Source organism: Gluconobacter sp. Dm-73, from assembly GCF_018256215.1.
In the GTDB taxonomy this organism is placed as follows: Bacteria; Pseudomonadota; Alphaproteobacteria; order Acetobacterales; family Acetobacteraceae; genus Gluconobacter; species Gluconobacter cadivus.
Window position 1 is genome coordinate 226,389 of sequence record NZ_JAERLW010000004.1, and the last position, 15,907, is coordinate 242,295.

At 60.4% G+C, this 15,907-nt stretch carries 14 protein-coding genes and 1 pseudogene; 4 read left to right on the forward strand and 11 right to left on the reverse strand.

What is annotated here, in order from left to right; translation table 11 throughout:
- Positions 1 to 121: 121 nt before the first annotated feature.
- The 3 genes from JK176_RS06360 to JK176_RS06370 all read right to left on the reverse strand — a co-directional run bounded on the left by JK176_RS06360 (position 122) and on the right by JK176_RS06370 (position 4,519).
- Entirely contained in the window at positions 122 to 904 is a 783-nt protein-coding gene (locus tag JK176_RS06360) for a hypothetical protein (RefSeq protein ID WP_211587064.1), read from the reverse strand.
- Positions 905 to 963: 59 nt separating this feature from the next.
- The gene (locus JK176_RS06365) at positions 964 to 2,295 is read right to left on the reverse strand and encodes an NCS2 family permease (RefSeq protein WP_211587104.1); all 1,332 of its coding nucleotides are present in this window, start codon (positions 2,293 to 2,295) and stop codon (positions 964 to 966) included.
- An 85-nt stretch (positions 2,296 to 2,380) separates the two neighbouring features.
- Positions 2,381 to 4,519, reverse strand: coding sequence for an AsmA family protein (locus JK176_RS06370; RefSeq protein WP_211587065.1), 2,139 nt, complete (start codon positions 4,517 to 4,519; stop codon positions 2,381 to 2,383).
- Between the two features lie 112 nt (positions 4,520 to 4,631).
- On the opposite strand from JK176_RS06370, the gene JK176_RS06375 reads away from it, so the two are divergent.
- Positions 4,632 to 5,189, forward strand: a complete 558-nt coding sequence (locus JK176_RS06375) for a biliverdin-producing heme oxygenase (protein WP_211587066.1) — start codon at positions 4,632 to 4,634, stop codon at positions 5,187 to 5,189.
- Here JK176_RS06375 and JK176_RS06380 read toward each other — a convergent pair.
- The 7 genes from JK176_RS06380 to efp form a co-directional block, all read right to left on the reverse strand.
- Positions 5,180 to 6,586, reverse strand: a complete 1,407-nt coding sequence (locus JK176_RS06380; RefSeq protein WP_211587067.1) for a glycosyltransferase family 2 protein — start codon at positions 6,584 to 6,586, stop codon at positions 5,180 to 5,182. The genes JK176_RS06375 and JK176_RS06380 overlap by 10 nt on opposite strands.
- 10 nt (positions 6,587 to 6,596) lie before the next feature.
- Positions 6,597 to 8,399, reverse strand: coding sequence for a translation elongation factor 4 (gene lepA, locus JK176_RS06385; RefSeq protein ID WP_194268006.1), 1,803 nt, complete (start codon positions 8,397 to 8,399; stop codon positions 6,597 to 6,599).
- 84 nt (positions 8,400 to 8,483) lie between these two features.
- Positions 8,484 to 9,485, reverse strand: a complete 1,002-nt coding sequence (locus JK176_RS06390) for a peptidoglycan -binding protein (protein WP_211587068.1) — start codon at positions 9,483 to 9,485, stop codon at positions 8,484 to 8,486.
- A 3-nt stretch (positions 9,486 to 9,488) separates the two neighbouring features.
- Complete coding sequence (locus JK176_RS06395) at positions 9,489 to 10,625, reverse strand: flagellar motor protein MotA (protein WP_211587070.1); 1,137 nt, start codon at positions 10,623 to 10,625, stop codon at positions 9,489 to 9,491.
- An 18-nt stretch (positions 10,626 to 10,643) separates the two neighbouring features.
- On the reverse strand, positions 10,644 to 11,408 hold the full coding sequence (locus JK176_RS06400) for a hypothetical protein (RefSeq protein ID WP_211587074.1): 765 nt from the start codon (positions 11,406 to 11,408) through the stop codon (positions 10,644 to 10,646).
- 74 nt (positions 11,409 to 11,482) lie between these two features.
- Positions 11,483 to 12,310, reverse strand: coding sequence for an inositol monophosphatase family protein (locus JK176_RS06405; protein ID WP_099286816.1), 828 nt, complete (start codon positions 12,308 to 12,310; stop codon positions 11,483 to 11,485).
- A gap of 6 nt (positions 12,311 to 12,316) precedes the next feature.
- Positions 12,317 to 12,883, reverse strand: coding sequence for an elongation factor P (gene efp, locus JK176_RS06410; RefSeq protein ID WP_062032946.1), 567 nt, complete (start codon positions 12,881 to 12,883; stop codon positions 12,317 to 12,319).
- A gap of 216 nt (positions 12,884 to 13,099) precedes the next feature.
- On the opposite strand from efp, the gene JK176_RS06415 reads away from it, so the two are divergent.
- On the forward strand, positions 13,100 to 13,408 hold the full coding sequence (locus JK176_RS06415; protein ID WP_099286815.1) for a carboxymuconolactone decarboxylase family protein: 309 nt from the start codon (positions 13,100 to 13,102) through the stop codon (positions 13,406 to 13,408).
- A gap of 14 nt (positions 13,409 to 13,422) precedes the next feature.
- Here JK176_RS06415 and JK176_RS06420 read toward each other — a convergent pair whose 3' ends face one another.
- On the reverse strand, positions 13,423 to 14,481 hold the full coding sequence (locus JK176_RS06420; protein ID WP_211587075.1) for a lysine-2,3-aminomutase-like protein: 1,059 nt from the start codon (positions 14,479 to 14,481) through the stop codon (positions 13,423 to 13,425).
- A gap of 53 nt (positions 14,482 to 14,534) precedes the next feature.
- Between JK176_RS06420 and epmA the strand changes: the two genes are divergently transcribed.
- Together epmA and JK176_RS06430 are read left to right on the forward strand one after the other, a co-directional pair.
- The gene (gene epmA, locus JK176_RS06425) at positions 14,535 to 15,542 is read left to right on the forward strand and encodes an EF-P lysine aminoacylase EpmA (RefSeq protein WP_211587077.1); all 1,008 of its coding nucleotides are present in this window, start codon (positions 14,535 to 14,537) and stop codon (positions 15,540 to 15,542) included.
- A 110-nt stretch (positions 15,543 to 15,652) separates the two neighbouring features.
- A pseudogene (locus JK176_RS06430) lies at positions 15,653 to 15,907 on the forward strand (hypothetical protein); the annotation flags it as partial.

Sequence of the window (15,907 nt, forward strand, 5' to 3'; positions counted from 1 at the left end):
AGAGAGTGGGAGCGGTGTCGGGGAATGTATGCATCACGCTCCCGACACCGCGTGACTGTTTAAACCGGTTTAATATGACCGAATAGTGGCAGATGATGCCGGAAAACAGGTCGTTTCAAGTTCAGGGTGTAGAAAGTGGCAGCGTTCGCGTGGACAGGTCGCCTCTGAACGTCGTGCTGCCCGTATGGGTCAGGGACAGACCGCGGTGGAGGGCCACCTTTCCTCCGATTGTGATCCAGCGGCGGCAAAAGGCGAAATCTTCGGAAAGATAGGTCCGGGTTTCCGGGTCTATCAGGCAGTCGAACAGGGCATAGGCGTCTGACGAGGGTGCTTGCGAAGTCTGACCTTCGGACTTCGCGTCGATGCGGCTGTAACGGGTTTCGGGATAGTGGGCGATCATGTCGAGGACCATCTGGCGGGTCATGAGCATGAAGCCGGTTCCGATATAGGAGACGGTGACGATATCTTCCGAGGGGTTGCCGTCATGCAGGGCGGTGCAGTCTCCGACATAGCGCAGACTGGCTGTCCGGCGGTCTTCGCCAGCGGCAATGAAACGGTCTGTATCGTGGTCCCAGTAATGGGATTTCAGGGGATAGGCTCCTCCGATCAGAGGGCGGTTTGCATCCAGCAGGGCGAGAATGTCGGTTATGGAAAAGCCGATATCGCTGTCGATGAAAAGAAGATGGGTGGCATCGGTCATGGTCACGAACTGATGCAGAAGGGTGTTTCTGGCCCGCGTGATGAGGGCGTCACTGCCGATTGTGGACAGGGTGAGTTGCAGATTATGGGCCGGTGCTGTGGCCATGCAGCCGATGAGGGACTGCATGTAATTCAGTGTGATGGTGCCACCGAAGCAGGGCGTGGCGATGAAGACGTGGCGCGGACTGGGGGGGCAGGAAGTCATGCGAGGCAGCCTGCCCGGAAGCTATGAAAAAAGAATTAAAACCGCGCTTTAAAAAGTCTTCATGCTCCCATGTGTGCTTGAAGAACCATGTAAAAGACGAAGGCGGCGTCCAGACCGAGGACGATTGGCGTTAGGCGCTGGAACTGACGTGTGGCGACGGCGAGCGCGGTGTAGATCAGCAGGCCGCAGGACAGGCTCAGCATGAAGTTGCCGGTCACGCCTGCGATCAGCAGCATCATCAGAGGCGGAATGGCTTCTGCGGGTGTTTCCGCAACGCGGCTGAGGCTGCCGAGCATGTTCAGGCCCACGAGAATGAGCACGGGCGCTGTGGCGATCGCGGGAATGGCGGTGATGAGCGGCCAGAAAACGGAGGACAGGGCAAACAGGACAGCGACGACCAGCGCGCTCAGGCCCGTGCGGCCACCGGCTTCCACGCCTGCCAGACTCTCGACATAGGCGGAGACCGTGCAGGTTCCGAGCGAGGCGCCGATGATGCTGGCCGCTCCATCAGAGCCGAAAGCGCGATGGTCGAGCGCAGGTTTTTCAACCGTTCCGTCCAGGCCTGCGCGGTGGGCGACGCTCATCATGGTCGCTGTTGCGTCGAAAAAATCGCTCAGCAGAAAATAGAGCGTGATGGGGACGAGAAGTCCGAGATGGGAAAAATATTCGTGGAAATCGAAGGGCAGGAACAGGTTTGTCGGGTAATGCGGCCAGTCCAGAAGTTGGGCTGGAAGATGCGTGATCGGACCTGAGGGCGTGTGGATGAACAGTCCGGCGATGGTAATGGTGAGGATGGCGAGGAGCAATCCGGCCGGGACGCGCAAGACAACGAGAATGGCGCTCAGGACGACGCCAGCCATGCTGAGCAGGACGGACGGGTTGCTCAGGGAGCCAAATGTCAGACCTTCGGGCGAAGGAACGGCGATGCCGCCCGTCATCAGGCCGATCCGGGCGATGAAGGCACCGAGTGCGATCTGGATCCCGAGCACAATCGAGGGCGGAAAGCCACGGATGATGCGCTGGCGGATCTGGCTCAGGGAGAGGGCGGTGAAGCATAATCCGCTGAACAGGACGACCGTGAAGGCCGTGCGCGGACTGACATGGGCCTGCTGTACGACAACCTGCGCGAACAGGACATTGCTGCTCATGGCGGGGGCAAGGGCGATGGGCAGTCTGGCCCAGAGCGCCATTAGCAGCGTTCCGGCGACGGCACCCGCGATTGTGGTCATGACCATGTCGTGACGATCCAGACCCGCCGCCGAAAGGATGGCCGGGTTGACGGCCACGATATAGGCCATGGCCCCGAAGACCGTCAGTCCGGCAATGACCTCACGCGGGATCGTTGAACCACGGGCCGTGATATGGAACCAGCGGTCGAGTCTGGATAGCAGCAAGCGGACACTCCGGGAGCAGGGGATAGCTGGGCCAAGCTATAGTCAAAAAAGCTGGTTCTGCCACGACCCGGAGCGTATCTTTTCATTTCGGTTTCGATTTTTTCTCCCATGCTTTGTGGATCTCTGCCGGAGACAGGCGGTGGTGTGAGGCTTGCGGATGCATTGCTGTCTGTGGGTGTGCTGGGTGCGGGATGCTGCTGGGGCCTGAGCCTGTGGTGGCGCCGGGTGCGATCCCGGCGGCGGGATGTTCATTGGCTTCCAGAATGGCTTTTTCACAGGCCGAGCCCTTGCCGACACCAAGCTGGATGGTCGGAATCAGAGCTGCTGGCGGAAAGACGATCCCAAGCCCCACAGAGGCTGCGACGCGGCCGATCAGTTCCGCACCGGGCAGAATTGTGGGGCTGCTGATCGGGCCGAAAATATGGACCGCGCCGGGCAGGGACAGGATCTGTGGTCCGATCGAGCGGGTGGTGATGGCGTAGTCCAGTGTGTCCTTATGAAAATTGACGGTGCCAGTGCCGCTTGTCCGGGTAGTACCGGTTTGCAGGAGCATTGCATCGGTATGCACAATACCGTTCTTGAGCGGCAGGTCCGCCACGAGGCATTCCAGTTTTGAGCGATCCGGAATTCCAAGCGCAGACAGAATGGCCGAGCCGAGCTTGAGCCCCAGCAGATCGGGAAGAAGGGCCGTCACATCCCCCCCGCGGTCCAGAACCAGTGTCGTCCCGCCGTTGCCGTTTTCGACCAGCGTTGCGACCGAATTGCCAGTCGAATTAAGCGTTACATGACCGCCAATAGTGCCTTCACCTTGGAACATGTCCTTGGATGTCATGATGCGGGAGAGGGGAAGGCGGGAGACGTCCAGACGGAAGCGGGTGTGGAACTGCGCGTTTTTGGTCGGCTCAAGCGTAGCATTTGCGGAAATGGTTCCTGTCCCGGTGGCAAAGGTCAGGTGTTTGAGGTCAATGGCGCCGTCATGGATGTCGAGTTCGGTATCAATATTGTCCAGAGGCCAGTTTTTATTGCGGATGTGATCGCCGTGATAGGTTAGATGCACGTTGGCGGCATTGAGTTTCGGGACATTGATGGCCTTGTCAGGCAGTACGCGGGTACTGGCCGGTTCGGCTTTTTTCGCTTCGCCGGGCTGTGCGCCAATGAAGCCGCCCAGATCCGCCAGATCCACTTGATGGGAATGAAGGGCCGCATCCACAAAGATCGGTTTCTGATGCGGATTGACATTGATGTCTCCGCCGATATCCGAAGAGCCCATATGGCCTTCGAATTTCTGGAAACGGATTGCGCGGTCGGAATAGGCCAGATTGCCGGTGACGCTATAGGCCGGGGTTTCCGGAATGGGTACGCCCGTCAGGGGGTAAAGGAGCGCCATGTCCGGACCGGCAAAATGCAGTGCAAGATTGGTACCGCGGAAGTGGATCGGATCGTCAACCGTGCCGCGCAGAGTGATGTAGGTGGGGCCGTTGGCGAGGCGTCCGTCGATTGGATAGGGATGCGTGGTGTCTGTGATGTCCAGAAGGGCGCCCCCAACGATATGACCCGTGATGGGTGCGCGGGCGTAGCGGCCTTCAAGATCAATGACGATATGCCCGTCATCGCCGTCTTTTGGCGGAACAGTATGGATAAGGACGTGCATGTCCGTCTTCAGCTTTGCCATCGCTATACGGACATCGCCGTCATTGATCTCGATCTTGCCGAGCTTGGGCAATGTTGTTGAAGGTGACGCTGTCTGGGAGGATGTATCGGACGATGAGGGGAACGTATAATTGTTCGTGCCATCAGTTAGTGAAACGATGTCGCCTTTTGGTGCGTCGACACGGATCAGTGGCACGGAGAGACCGCCACCTGTCAGGTAACGCCATGCATCGATCTTGACCGTGATGGCGTGAGCCGAGGCAAAGTCGTCTTTTTCTTTTCCGAAGCCCTCGGGCTGGCCGATTTTCAGATCATCGACCGTAATTGTTGGCTTGAAGCCAAGATGAACATGCAGATGCGCGATGCTGACGGGGCGATGCAGGGCTGCTGTGGCCTTGCGGTCAATGTAGGGAACGAACCAGTCCCATTGCCAGATCAGGATCAGCACGATGAGGGCGGCCACCAGCGCTCCGACAATACCGCCAGCGGTTTTCAGGCGCCGGTGTCGCTTCCCCCGCCCGGCGAGAGGTTTGTCAGAAGGGGACGGCGTTCGGGGCGGGGTGCTGCTCAACGGCGTTTCTCCGGAATTTGTGGTGTGTCGAGACGGATCTGGTTGTTGCAAGTCACTCTAATTACGGACAGAACCAGAAACGGTTTCACAAAAGACAGGAAGATCGGGACGGATGGACACGGTTGAACGCATCGGCAGTCAGGGCGGCTCAGGCCTTGCGGAACTGCGACGTGTCAGCCGAAAGGCGCATGAAGCCGTGGATGAAGCTTTTTCGCGTTTCAATCTTGCAGATCGAGAATCCTACGGTGCGTTTCTGACAGCTCATGCAGGCGCGCTTCTGACGGCCGAGACCTATCTCGCGAAGCATCCGAGTGTGCTGCCATCATGGCATTCACGCTCGGAACTGCTGAAGGAGGATCTGCGGCAGATGGGGCTTGAAGTTCCTGCGGCGCGTCAGGACATCTTTCCCGAGCATGACGGCATAGCGCTGGGCGTGCTGTATGTTCTGGAGGGATCACGCCTTGGCGGCCGGGTGCTTTCGGCGCGTGTGGCTGAGGGCTTGCCCCGGGCGTATCTGTCGGCGTTTCATCAGAAAGGGGAATGGCCTGAGTTTCTGGCACATCTGGAGCACTCTCTGAACGAGAGCGACGTGGCGCAGTGTGAGGCTGTTACGGCTGGGGCAGTCCTGACGTTTGACCTGTTCCGCAATAGCGCCAGTTCTCAGGTCTGAGGCGGTCGGGCCGGCCGCACATTCCTTGGGACAACACCCGGAAAAGCATCGGACAGGCGCTCGGCCTCCTCGAACGGCAGCATAGCAACCGCGCATCCCAGGGCGCTGGCATCTGCTGCGGGAAGTCTTTCAATTCCGCGCAGTAATCCTGCAAGGTTATGGCCTTCCGCCGTCAGAACCATGAAAGATGTCATGCGGCTGTAGAGACTCATCGTAGCGTCGATTTCCCTCAGGCGATGGTCGGGAATGGCGATATGGATATCATTGCCGCTGACGGGGGACTGGACGGTGTTTTCAGCAATTTTGATGCGGAGCGGTACTATGGGCAGGAGCGTCGGCGAGCCTGCAAGCGGGAGATATCGGCCGGGCAGTGGATTTTCCACGAACAGGCATGCGTTCCAGATATCGGTGTCCGATACTTCCAAAGCCATGACGAGCGGATTATAGCGCCCGAAATCCGTGTCCGTCGCTCCAACAGGAACGAAAGAGCCGGTTTGCATATCCAGCATCAGACGCGGTGTTTCCCCGAGCGTGCAGAAACGAAATTGCGGTTGTGAGCGGGAGGACGAAGACACGGAAAGCTGAGCGGGTGTCAGGCCAAGTTTTTGCAGAGCGGATTTATCCGCATGGGTCATGACGGTCTTGAGGCGCCAATAAAGATCGGTCAACGACGCCTGGGTCAGGAATGAGGCGATCCGGCGGCTTTCGGGAAGCCAGCGGTTTGCGCCGCCATATTCAGCATCATTGCGGTCGAAGTTGTTCCAGGCCTGCTCGGGCGTCGCGCTAGAATCGCGCTTGAAGAAACTTTCCCGGTCTCTGGCGGCAAAGTGAAGAATCCGCGCTTCGTCCCAGACGGCATTTCTATCCAACGCCGAAAAGGGATCAGGCAGGGCGGCTTCGAGAGAGCGTGGCTGAACAAGATGTCGGATAACGCGGTGATCCGGTAGGCCGAGAAGGCCATGACGGGTGAAGGTCTCGACCGGGGAGAAGGCCGAGGGCGTCAGGCGTCCGGAAGAGCCGAACAGGCACCAGTTTACAGGAATGGTCGTTCCGGTCGCAGCAGCCGTGAATTCAGCGACGGATCGGGCGGTCTCGAAATGCAGGTATTCGTCCGCCGCCAGAATCATCATCCAGTCGAACTCGTTCCGCCCCTGTGCGAGCGCGTTTTCGTGGAATCGGGTCTGACGTTCCAGTCGTGTGGGGAGCGTCGTATCGGCGGACTGGACCCGGATGTCGTAAAGCGTGGCGGCGTTTGAGAGGACCGTACTGGTTCCGTCCGTCGAATGATCGTCACAGACAATCAGGGTCGAGAAACCGACTGTCGCGTGATGGGCCAGCCACCATCCGATCGTATCAACCTCGTTGTGAACGAACAGGATGGCGGCGCTTTTCGACATGGGGCAGGTCTCAGTCCATTTTCAGGGCGGCGAGGAAGGCGCTCTGGGGGATTTCGACTTTACCGAACTGCCGCATGCGCTTTTTGCCTTCCTTCTGTTTGTCCAGAAGTTTGCGCTTACGGGAAATATCGCCACCATAACATTTGGCCGTCACGTCCTTGGACAGCGCGCCAATCGTTTCACGGGCGATGACCTTGGAGCCGATGGCGGCCTGAATGGCGATCTTGAAGAGCTGCTTGGGGATCAGATCCTTGAGCTTGCCGCAGATCGAGCGGCCGCGCTGCTCGGCGACGGTGCGGTGCGAGATGAACGACAGGGCATCGACCGGTTCGTGGTTCACGAGAATGGAGATGCGGACCAGATCGCTCTCTTCGTAGCCGTCCATCTGATAGTCGAAGGAGGCGTAGCCACGGCTGATGGATTTCAGGCGGTCGTAGAAATCGAACACCACTTCATTCAGCGGCAGACGATAGACGGCCATGGCGCGGTTGCCGACATAGGTCAGATCCACCTGCACGCCACGGCGTTCGGAACAGAGCGTCAGGACCGGGCCGAGATATTCGTCCTGCACCATGATGGTCGCCTTGATCCAAGGCTCATCAATGGTTTCGATCTTGCTCAGTTCCGGCATGTCCGCCGGATTGTGCAGATCCTCGACCGTGCCATCCGTCATGTGCATCTTGTAGACCACAGACGGGGCGGTTGCGATCAGGTCCAGATTGAATTCGCGGGACAGGCGTTCCTGAATGATTTCCAGATGCAGCAATCCGAGGAAGCCGCAGCGGAAACCGAAACCCAGTGCCGCCGATGTCTCGGCTTCAAAGTGGAACGACGCATCGTTCAGACGCAGCTTCGCAAGACTGTCACGCAGTTTTTCGAAATCATCCGCGTCGATCGGGAACAGGCCGCACCACACGACGGGAATGGATGGCTTGAAGCCCGGGAGAGCTTTCTCCGCTGGGCGGCGGTCAAGGGTGACGGTGTCGCCGACATTGCAGTCCGCGACGGTCTTGATGGCGGCGTTGATGTAGCCCATCTCGCCCGGGCCGAGGCTCTCGACCGACTGCATCTTGGGCAGAAATACACCGACCTGATCAACATGATAGGTCGCACCGGTCTGCATCATGCGGATGCGGTCGCCGCGCTTCAGGCGGCCGTCCTTGATGCGGACGAGAATGATGACGCCCAGATACGCATCATACCAGCTATCGACCAGCAGGGCCTGAAGCGGCGCTTCGGCATCGCCCGTGGGGGCGGGGAGGCGCTGGACGAGGGCTTCGAGCACGCCTTCGATATTGATGCCGGTCTTGGCGCTGATCTCGACGGCGTCATCGGCGGGGATTCCGACAACTTCCTCGATCTGGGCGCGGACGCGCTCGGGTTCCGCGGCCGGAAGGTCGATTTTGTTCAGGACCGGGACGATTTCATGATTGGCGTCGAGCGCCTGATAGACGTTCGCCAGCGTCTGGGCTTCCACGCCCTGAGAGGCATCGACGACCAGCAAAGAGCCTTCACAGGCAGCGAGCGAGCGGCTGACTTCGTAGGCGAAGTCGACATGGCCCGGCGTATCCATCAGGTTCAGCGTGTAAACCTTGCCGTCCTTGGCCGGATAGGTCAGGCGCACAGTCTGCGCCTTGATGGTGATCCCGCGCTCCTGCTCGAGTTCCATCGAATCGAGGACCTGATTTTTCATCTCGCGAGCGGTCAGGGCGCCACAGGCCTGAATCAGGCGATCGGCCAGCGTCGATTTGCCGTGATCGATGTGGGCGATGATCGAGAAATTGCGGATAAGGGAGAGCGGGGTATCGGTCATGGCTGCTACATAAGGGATTATCGCAGAAATGTCAGTAGATCTGCGCAAAAGCCTGCCTTTGTGAAAAGGCAGGCGGGAGTGGGATCAGCGGTCCGTGAGACGGAACTCGATCCTGCGGTTTCTGGCATAGGCCGCCGGTGTGCTGGCAGCGTCCAGAGGCTGGTAGTCGGCGAAGCCCGTCGCGGCCAGATGACGTGGGTCCACGCCCTCGGCAATCAGCAGTTTGACCACCGTGATGGCGCGCTCCGACGACAGTTCCCAGTTGCTGGGAAATGCGCTGTGGATCGGCTGGCGGTCAGCATGACCATCCACGCGCAGAATCCACGGAAGATCCGTCGGAATCGTTGAGGCGACCTGTTTGAAGGTGTGGGCAAGCGTCGTGATTTCCTTGCGGCCTTCCGGCGTCAGATCGGCGCTACCCTGAGGGAACAGGATTTCCGACTGGAAGACAAAACGGTCTCCCACGACATTCACGCCTTTCTGGTCTTTCAGCAGATCCCGCAGGCGACCGAAGAACTCGGACCGGTAGCGTTTGAGCTGATTGACCTTGTCGGCCAGCGCCAGATTGAGCTTGTTACCAAGGTCCGCAATCTGGGCATCCTTGCCCTGCTCGTTTTTCTTTTCGAGGTCGAGAGCGTTGCTGATCGCCTGAAGCTGGCGGGTCAGTTCTTCAACCTGCGCCTGAAGGTCAGAAATCTTGCTGTTCTGCTGTTTGCTTGTGTCGTCTGCTGAGGCGAGGGCCTGATCCTTCGACTGAAGCTGTCCCGTCAGGGCAGCGATCTGTGTCGAAAGAGTCTGAAGTTGGGCCTGATTATGCTGTTTTTCGTCAGACAGGGTGGCGACGGTTGAGGAGAGGCTTTTATTTTTGTCTTCCGTCATCGACAGCATGTGCGACAGCTCGGCCAGCTGCTTTTGCAGGGCGTCGAGCGTGTGTTCGCGTCGTGACAGCGAGACCGACAGGAACTGCTGCCCCACGACGAAGACGAGCAGAACGAAAGTGACGACCATCAGCAGGGTGGACAGGGCGTCCACATAGCCGGGCCAGGCATCGAGGGCGTTGTGGGATCCGCGTCTGCGCCGGGCCATGGATCAGTCCTGCCTGCCGGGGGAGGGCGTCGTGTTGCCAGAGGCTGCGGCAATCGTGCGGGCCAGAACGCGCAGATCGTTGCGAAGCTCGCCGATTGTTTGGGCGCGGCCTTCATGAAGCTCCTGGATCAGGCGGCTGAGATGCGTTTCGATCCGCAGGAGCGCCGTTCCCTGAGAGCCCGGACCGTCATCGCCCATATGGCGCAGAAGGGCGGTCTGGGTTTCGGCGGTGCGGGTCATGAGCGTCTGGTTGGCGGCGAGCAGATCGGTCATGCCGCGCAGACGTTCCTGAAGGCTGTCGAGCATGTGCAACTCGCGGACGCGGTTTTCCTCGCTGCGGGAGACGGCGTTCTGGAGCGTTTCCAGATTTTCGGCAGTCTGTTCGAGCAGGGCCTGAACATAGGCCGGAACAGGGGCGCCGTCGCTGTCGATGGACGTGCTGCCCGTGACGCGTGTGACGCCAGCCAGCCATTCTTCCAGTTCATTGAAAAAGCGGGTCTGGGCCTGCCCGGCCGTCAGGTCGAGAAAGCCGAGAACCAGTGCGCCGGCGAGGCCGAACATCGAGCCCGAGAACGCCGTGGACATGCCCGCAAGCGGTCCGGCAAGGCCTGTCTTGAGCTGGTTGAACATGACGTCCATGTCGCCGCCGCCTGCGGACATGCCGCCAATGACACCGGCAATCGAACTTACCGTCAGCAGAAGGCCGTAGAACGTGCCCAGAAGACCCAGAAAAATCAGAAGCTGGGTCATGTAACGGGAGATTTCCCGGCTTTCGTCCAGACGTGAGGACAGGCTGTCGAGCATGGCCTGTGTGGTCTGGGTTGAAAGCGTCAGGCGGTCCGTCCGGTTGCGGGCTGCCAGCATGCTGGCCATGGGCGCGAGCAGGCGGGGCGCCTTGGGCGCGGCCAGACCGGCGCGAGGCTGGCGCAGGAGTTCAACCCAGTGCACTTCCGGCATGAGGCGCTGGACGACATGCAGGTTCCACAGGATGCCTAGCAGGAGCACACCGAGGATAATGGCATCGAGCTTCGGGTTCGCGCTGAAGGCCTGAAGCAGGGTTGTGCCCATTGTCGCGGCCAGAAGGCCGACCGCGACAAGGAAAACGGCCATTCGGAGCAGATAGGTCGTAGGACGTGTCACGGCGTGTCTTTCCTGATGTTATTTCGGCAGGCCGTTTGCGGAAGGTGAGGGGTCTGCGGGATTTGTCTCAATGACAACATCCAGCCGGTCGGCAGGCGCACTGTCTCCGGCGTCCGGACGTCCGAGCGCGCGGGGATAAAGACGGGTCGTGGCCACGCCTGCGTGAATGAAGATCGACCGGACGGCAAGCGCGCGGGCCAGCGCGATGCGACGCGGCATGGACACGTCATCGCCCGGCAGTGTGGCATGGGCGATCAGCACGACCCGCTCTTCCGGGTGATGGGAGAGTTCGGTTCCGTAAGCCTGCAGCGTTTTGAGGCTGTCGGCGTTCAGCGCGTCGCTTCCGGACGCGAACAGAACGCGCAGTCCGCCGTCAGGCAGCGATTCCGTATGGCTTGCGGCATCGGCAACGGCCGTCACGTCCGTCGGAGGAACCGGCGGATGAAGCTGAACCGGAACGAATGGCGGGGGCAGCACCACGGGAGGTGGTGGAGCGGGAGGGACGCCCGGAACCGTCTCATGCGCCGGAGCAGATTTGACCGGAGTGGCTGCTGGGGCAGACGTGGACGTCGCAGCGGTTTTCTGGGGTGCCGCCTTCGTGTCGCTGTGTGCGGCGGATGTGTGGGCCGTATGTGGCGCTGGGGCCGGTTTTTTTGCAGTGGGAGCTGGCTTGCCCTGAGGCAGATCATCCAGATTGCTGGTGACCTGTGCCTGTGCGACGGGCAGCGAGAGGCAGGCCAGAAAGGCCGCCAGAGAAAGGGAGGAGAGGATCGGCCTGTTCATGTCAGGCCGATCCTAGACGACGCCTCACGACTCCCGCAATGGGGCGTGAGGACAGTTTCGTCAGCGCCGGGAGATCAACCCCGGTTCAGGGCCTCATGCACGAGCGCGCGCAGGGTGCCGTGAAGGTTGGTGTTTCCGGCAACGACATTCACGTCGTCCGGCAGATCGTGGAGTTCGTTGCCGTCGGGATCGGTCGCATAACCACCTGCCTCACGAACGAGAAGCAGACCGGCTGCGCAGTCCCACGGCTTGATGCCAAATTCCCAGTAGCCTTCGTAGCGGCCTGCTGCCACCCATGCGAGATCGAGGGCAGCGGCGCCGAAGCGGCGAATCCCTGCGACCTGCGGCATCAGTGCGCCCAGAACGCGGGCGAACGGCAGACGGCTGCTGCTCGGGACTTTTGCAAAGGGAATGCCCGTTGCGAAAACGGCTTCCAGCATATTGCGGCGGCCGGAGACGCGGAGGCGACGCTCGTTAAGGAACGCGCCCACGCCCTTTTCGGCCCAGAACATTTCGTTGGCAGCGGGGTTGTAGACAACCGCCGCGACCAGTTCGACCGATCCGTCCTGAAGTCTGCGCTGAAGGCCGATGGAAATGGCCCAGTGCGGAATGCCGTGCAGGAAGTTCGTCGTGCCGTCGAGCGGATCGACGATCCAGCGCCAGGTCCAGTTATCCCCGCCCGAAGCGCCGCTTTCTTCCATCAGGAAGGCATAGCCCGGCCGCGCACGGCTCAGTTCTTCGCGGAGAATGGTTTCGGCGCGCAGGTCGGCCTGGGAGACGAAATCTCCCGGACCCTTGATGCTGACCTGAAGCTGTTCGACCTCTGCAAAGTCACGGAGCAGACGGCGCGAAGCCTTCTGCGCGGCGCCCTGCATGACGGCCATGTGCGGGGAGAGACGCATGGCGGATCAGTCCTTCGCGCGTTCGACGTAGGACGCGTCTTCCGTGCGGACAACAATACGCTCACCAGCTTCGATGAACGGCGGGACCAGCGTCTTTACGCCATTCGACAGGACGGCGGGCTTGTAGGATGAGCTGGCCGTCTGGCCCTTGACCACCGGGTCGGCTTCCGTGATTTCCAGCGTCACATGCGGCGGCAGTTCCACGCCCACCGGGTCGCCTTCGACCAGCTTGACGTTCAGCGGCATGTTATCCTGAAGGAATGCGAACTGGTCGCCGAAGATGTCCTTGGCGAGGATCAGCTGTTCGAACGTCTCCGGGTCCATCAGGACGACATTGTCACCATCCATGTAGGAATAGGTGTAGTCCTTGTCTTCCGTCATCAGACGCTCGACGGAGTCAGCCGTTCTCCAGCGCTCGTTGGTCTTGTTGCCCGTCTTGAGGTCGCGCATTTCGACCTGAATGAAGGCGCCACCCTTGCCCGGGGTGATGATCTGCTGCTTGAGAACCGTCCAGCGGCGACCGTCGTGCTCGATGACCTGGCCGGCCCGGATAAGGTTGGCTTGCTGTTTCATGCTTGTGTCCTGATGACCCTTGGATAGGGATTTTCTGTCACGTCTTGTGGGCTTCTAGCGCCGCACGGGGCTTCTAAGCAAGGCACAAGGGATGCGTAGGCTGCGGGGACTTCAGGAAAGTGTGAAGGAAAGGGGGCTTGGGGCCGCGCGCCGGGCAGGTCATGTCAGACTGTGTGTGCGTCCTGAGGGTCAGGGCGAAACGCAAGGAGAAGACGCATGTACGATATGAAGAACCTCTCGCGCATTTCCCATCTCGAAGCCAATGCCTCCAAGGGCATGGAGGCTTTCTGGCAGTTCGATCGTGCAGCTTTCGAGGAAGGGGCCGTCAGCGCCCTGACCAAGCAGCTCGCTGCCGTGGCGGTCGCCCTGACGACCCAGTGTCCGTATTGTATTGAACTTCATGTGAAGGCAGCGCGCGAAGCCGGTGCGACGGACGCTCAGCTTTCTGAAATCGCCCTTGTGGCCGCCGCCATCCGCGCGGGTGGCGCGATTACGCATGCCACGCATATGTTCGAAGCGAAGTAAGGTTTTCTTTCGCTTCAGGTAAAGTCGCAAATCTCTCCGTCAGGTGTTGAAACCGCACCCGGAGAGCCGGGCTTGAGATATTCCGGGCCGATCGGGACTTTCCCCCGGCCGCCCGGAATGTCCAGAACATAGGTTGGCCAGGCGAGGCCCGTCACCCGCCCGCGGAGTTGCCGCAGCAAAGCCTGTCCTTCCTCGACCGGAACATGGAAATGTCCGGTTCCGGCGGCTGCATCCAGATGATGCAGATAATAGGGTTTGACCCGCGCTTTCAGGAGCGCCCGCAGAAGCGCTTCCAGACTTTCTACCGTATCGTTGACCCCGCGCAGCAGAACGGACTGCGACAGGACCGGAATGGCGCGCGACAGCACGGCGCGAATGGATTTCATGGCCTGCGGGGTCAGTTCGCTGGCGTGGTTGGCATGGACCACGAGCCACATGGCGCGGTCCGTTTCCATGGCATCCAGAAGCTCTTCCGTCATGCGGGCCGGGTCGGCGACCGGCACGCGGGAATGGATGCGGATGGTCTCGATATGGGGAATGTCGGACAGGGACTGCACGATGTGCTTCAGCCTCCGGGGCGCCAGCATGAGCGGATCGCCACCCGTGAGGATGATCTCGCGGATATCGGGATGTTGCCGCACCCAGTCCAGTGCGGTTTCAAGTTGCGCATCATTCAGAAGGCCGCCGCCGGGCCCGACATGTTCTCGGCGGAAGCAGAAGCGGCAATAGAGCGGGCAGACCAGCAGCGGCTTGAGCAGGGCACGATCGGCATAGCGATGCACGATTCCGGGAACGGGCGAGAGCGCATCATCGCCGATCGGGTCCGTATCTTCGTGCGGCAGCGTGACGAGTTCGCGCGCATCGGGGATGACCTGTCTGGCGATAGGGTCGTCCGGATGGGTGATCAGGTCCTGAAAGGCAGGCGGAATGGCCATTGTGAAGCGTTCGCCCACCGCTTCGAGCGTTGAACGGTCCGCCTCGTTCGCCAGCCCCGCGTTGATCAGGTCCGAGGGGGTGCGGAGGGTGGCGCGTTTTGTGGAATGCTTTTGGGCTGTCTTGACCATATCGTGCATGTGATGCCTCTAGCGGTGCGGGTCCCCGTTTTGCAACAGGAGCGATAGACGCCATGACCGTATTGTTCGCTGGATTGGCCGCTGATTCGGCCCGGATCGCCGAGCGTCTGCCGTTGCTTGAGCGCCGCTCGCAGATGGTGAAATCCGTTCGGACCTTCTTTGAAGAACGGGGCTATCTGGAAGTCGAGACGCCCTGCGCCGTTCCCGTTCCGGGAGAAGAAGTCCATCTGCGGTGCTTCCGAACCGAGCTTGAACGCCCCGACGGCTCCTGCGAGCCGCGTTTTCTGCATACGAGTCCGGAATTCGCGATGAAGCGGATTGTAGCAGCGACGGGGAGAGCCGTGTTCCAGTTGGCGCGCGTCTGGCGCAATGGTGAGGCGAGCAACACGCATGCGCCAGAGTTCACCATGCTGGAATGGTATCGTCCGGGTGCGGATCTGTCGTCCCTGATGGATGAAACGGAAGATTTTCTCCGCGCTCTTCTGCCGCCTGTGGTGCATCGGGGGATGGATGTCATTGATCTGTCACTCCCCTTTGAGCGTCTGACGATGCAGGCTGCGTTTGCGCGTTATGTGGGTGCGGATCTGCTGGGAACGGCCGGAAATGCCGAGGCCCTTGCCGAGCAGGCGCGTGTTGGTCTGCGCAACGGGGAGACGTGGGAGGATCTGTTTTTCCGGCTTCTGCTGGAGCGCGTCGAACCCGTGATCGGGCGCGAACGCCCGACGTTCCTGACGCACTGGCCTGCCGAACAGGCCGCTCTCGCACGACGCGACCCGGCGGACGGGCGCGCGGCTCTGCGGTTTGAACTGTATGTGGGGGGGCTGGAACTGGCGAATGCATTCGAGGAACTGACGGACCCGGTGGAGCAGCGGGAGCGTTTTGTAACGGATCGCAAGCGCCGTATCGGTCTGTCACCGGATCAGGACTGGCCAGTGGACGAAGCCTTTCTGGCAGCATTGCCGGATCTGCCAGCCTGTTCGGGGATTGCGCTCGGGTTTGACCGGCTGGTCATGCTGGCGACAGGGGCGCCGCGGATCAGTGACATTTTGTGGTTGGCCTGATCTTTTCGGAACTTGCAGGAGTTTTAATCCTTCTTTTGCGTCAGAAGGGCTAGAACGTGTCGAAAGAGGAACATGACCGCTCTACAGCGGCACAGTCGGGGAAGAAGATGATGAAAAAAGTTGGCGTGCTGTCCGTTCTGGTGCTGCTGGGCCTTTCTGCCTGTGAGGTCCCGACCCTTCAGCAGCGCAAGGTTCTGGATTCCATGGTCGGCAAGTCCGAGGTGGATGTCCTGCGCCAGTTTGGTGTGCCGACCCGCAATTACGATGCGCAGGGCCATACCTTCCTCGCCTATATCGACAACCAGACGCAGTATTCTCCCGGCGGTGGCTGGGGCTGGGATGGCTGGAACGGCGGCTGGGGAGGC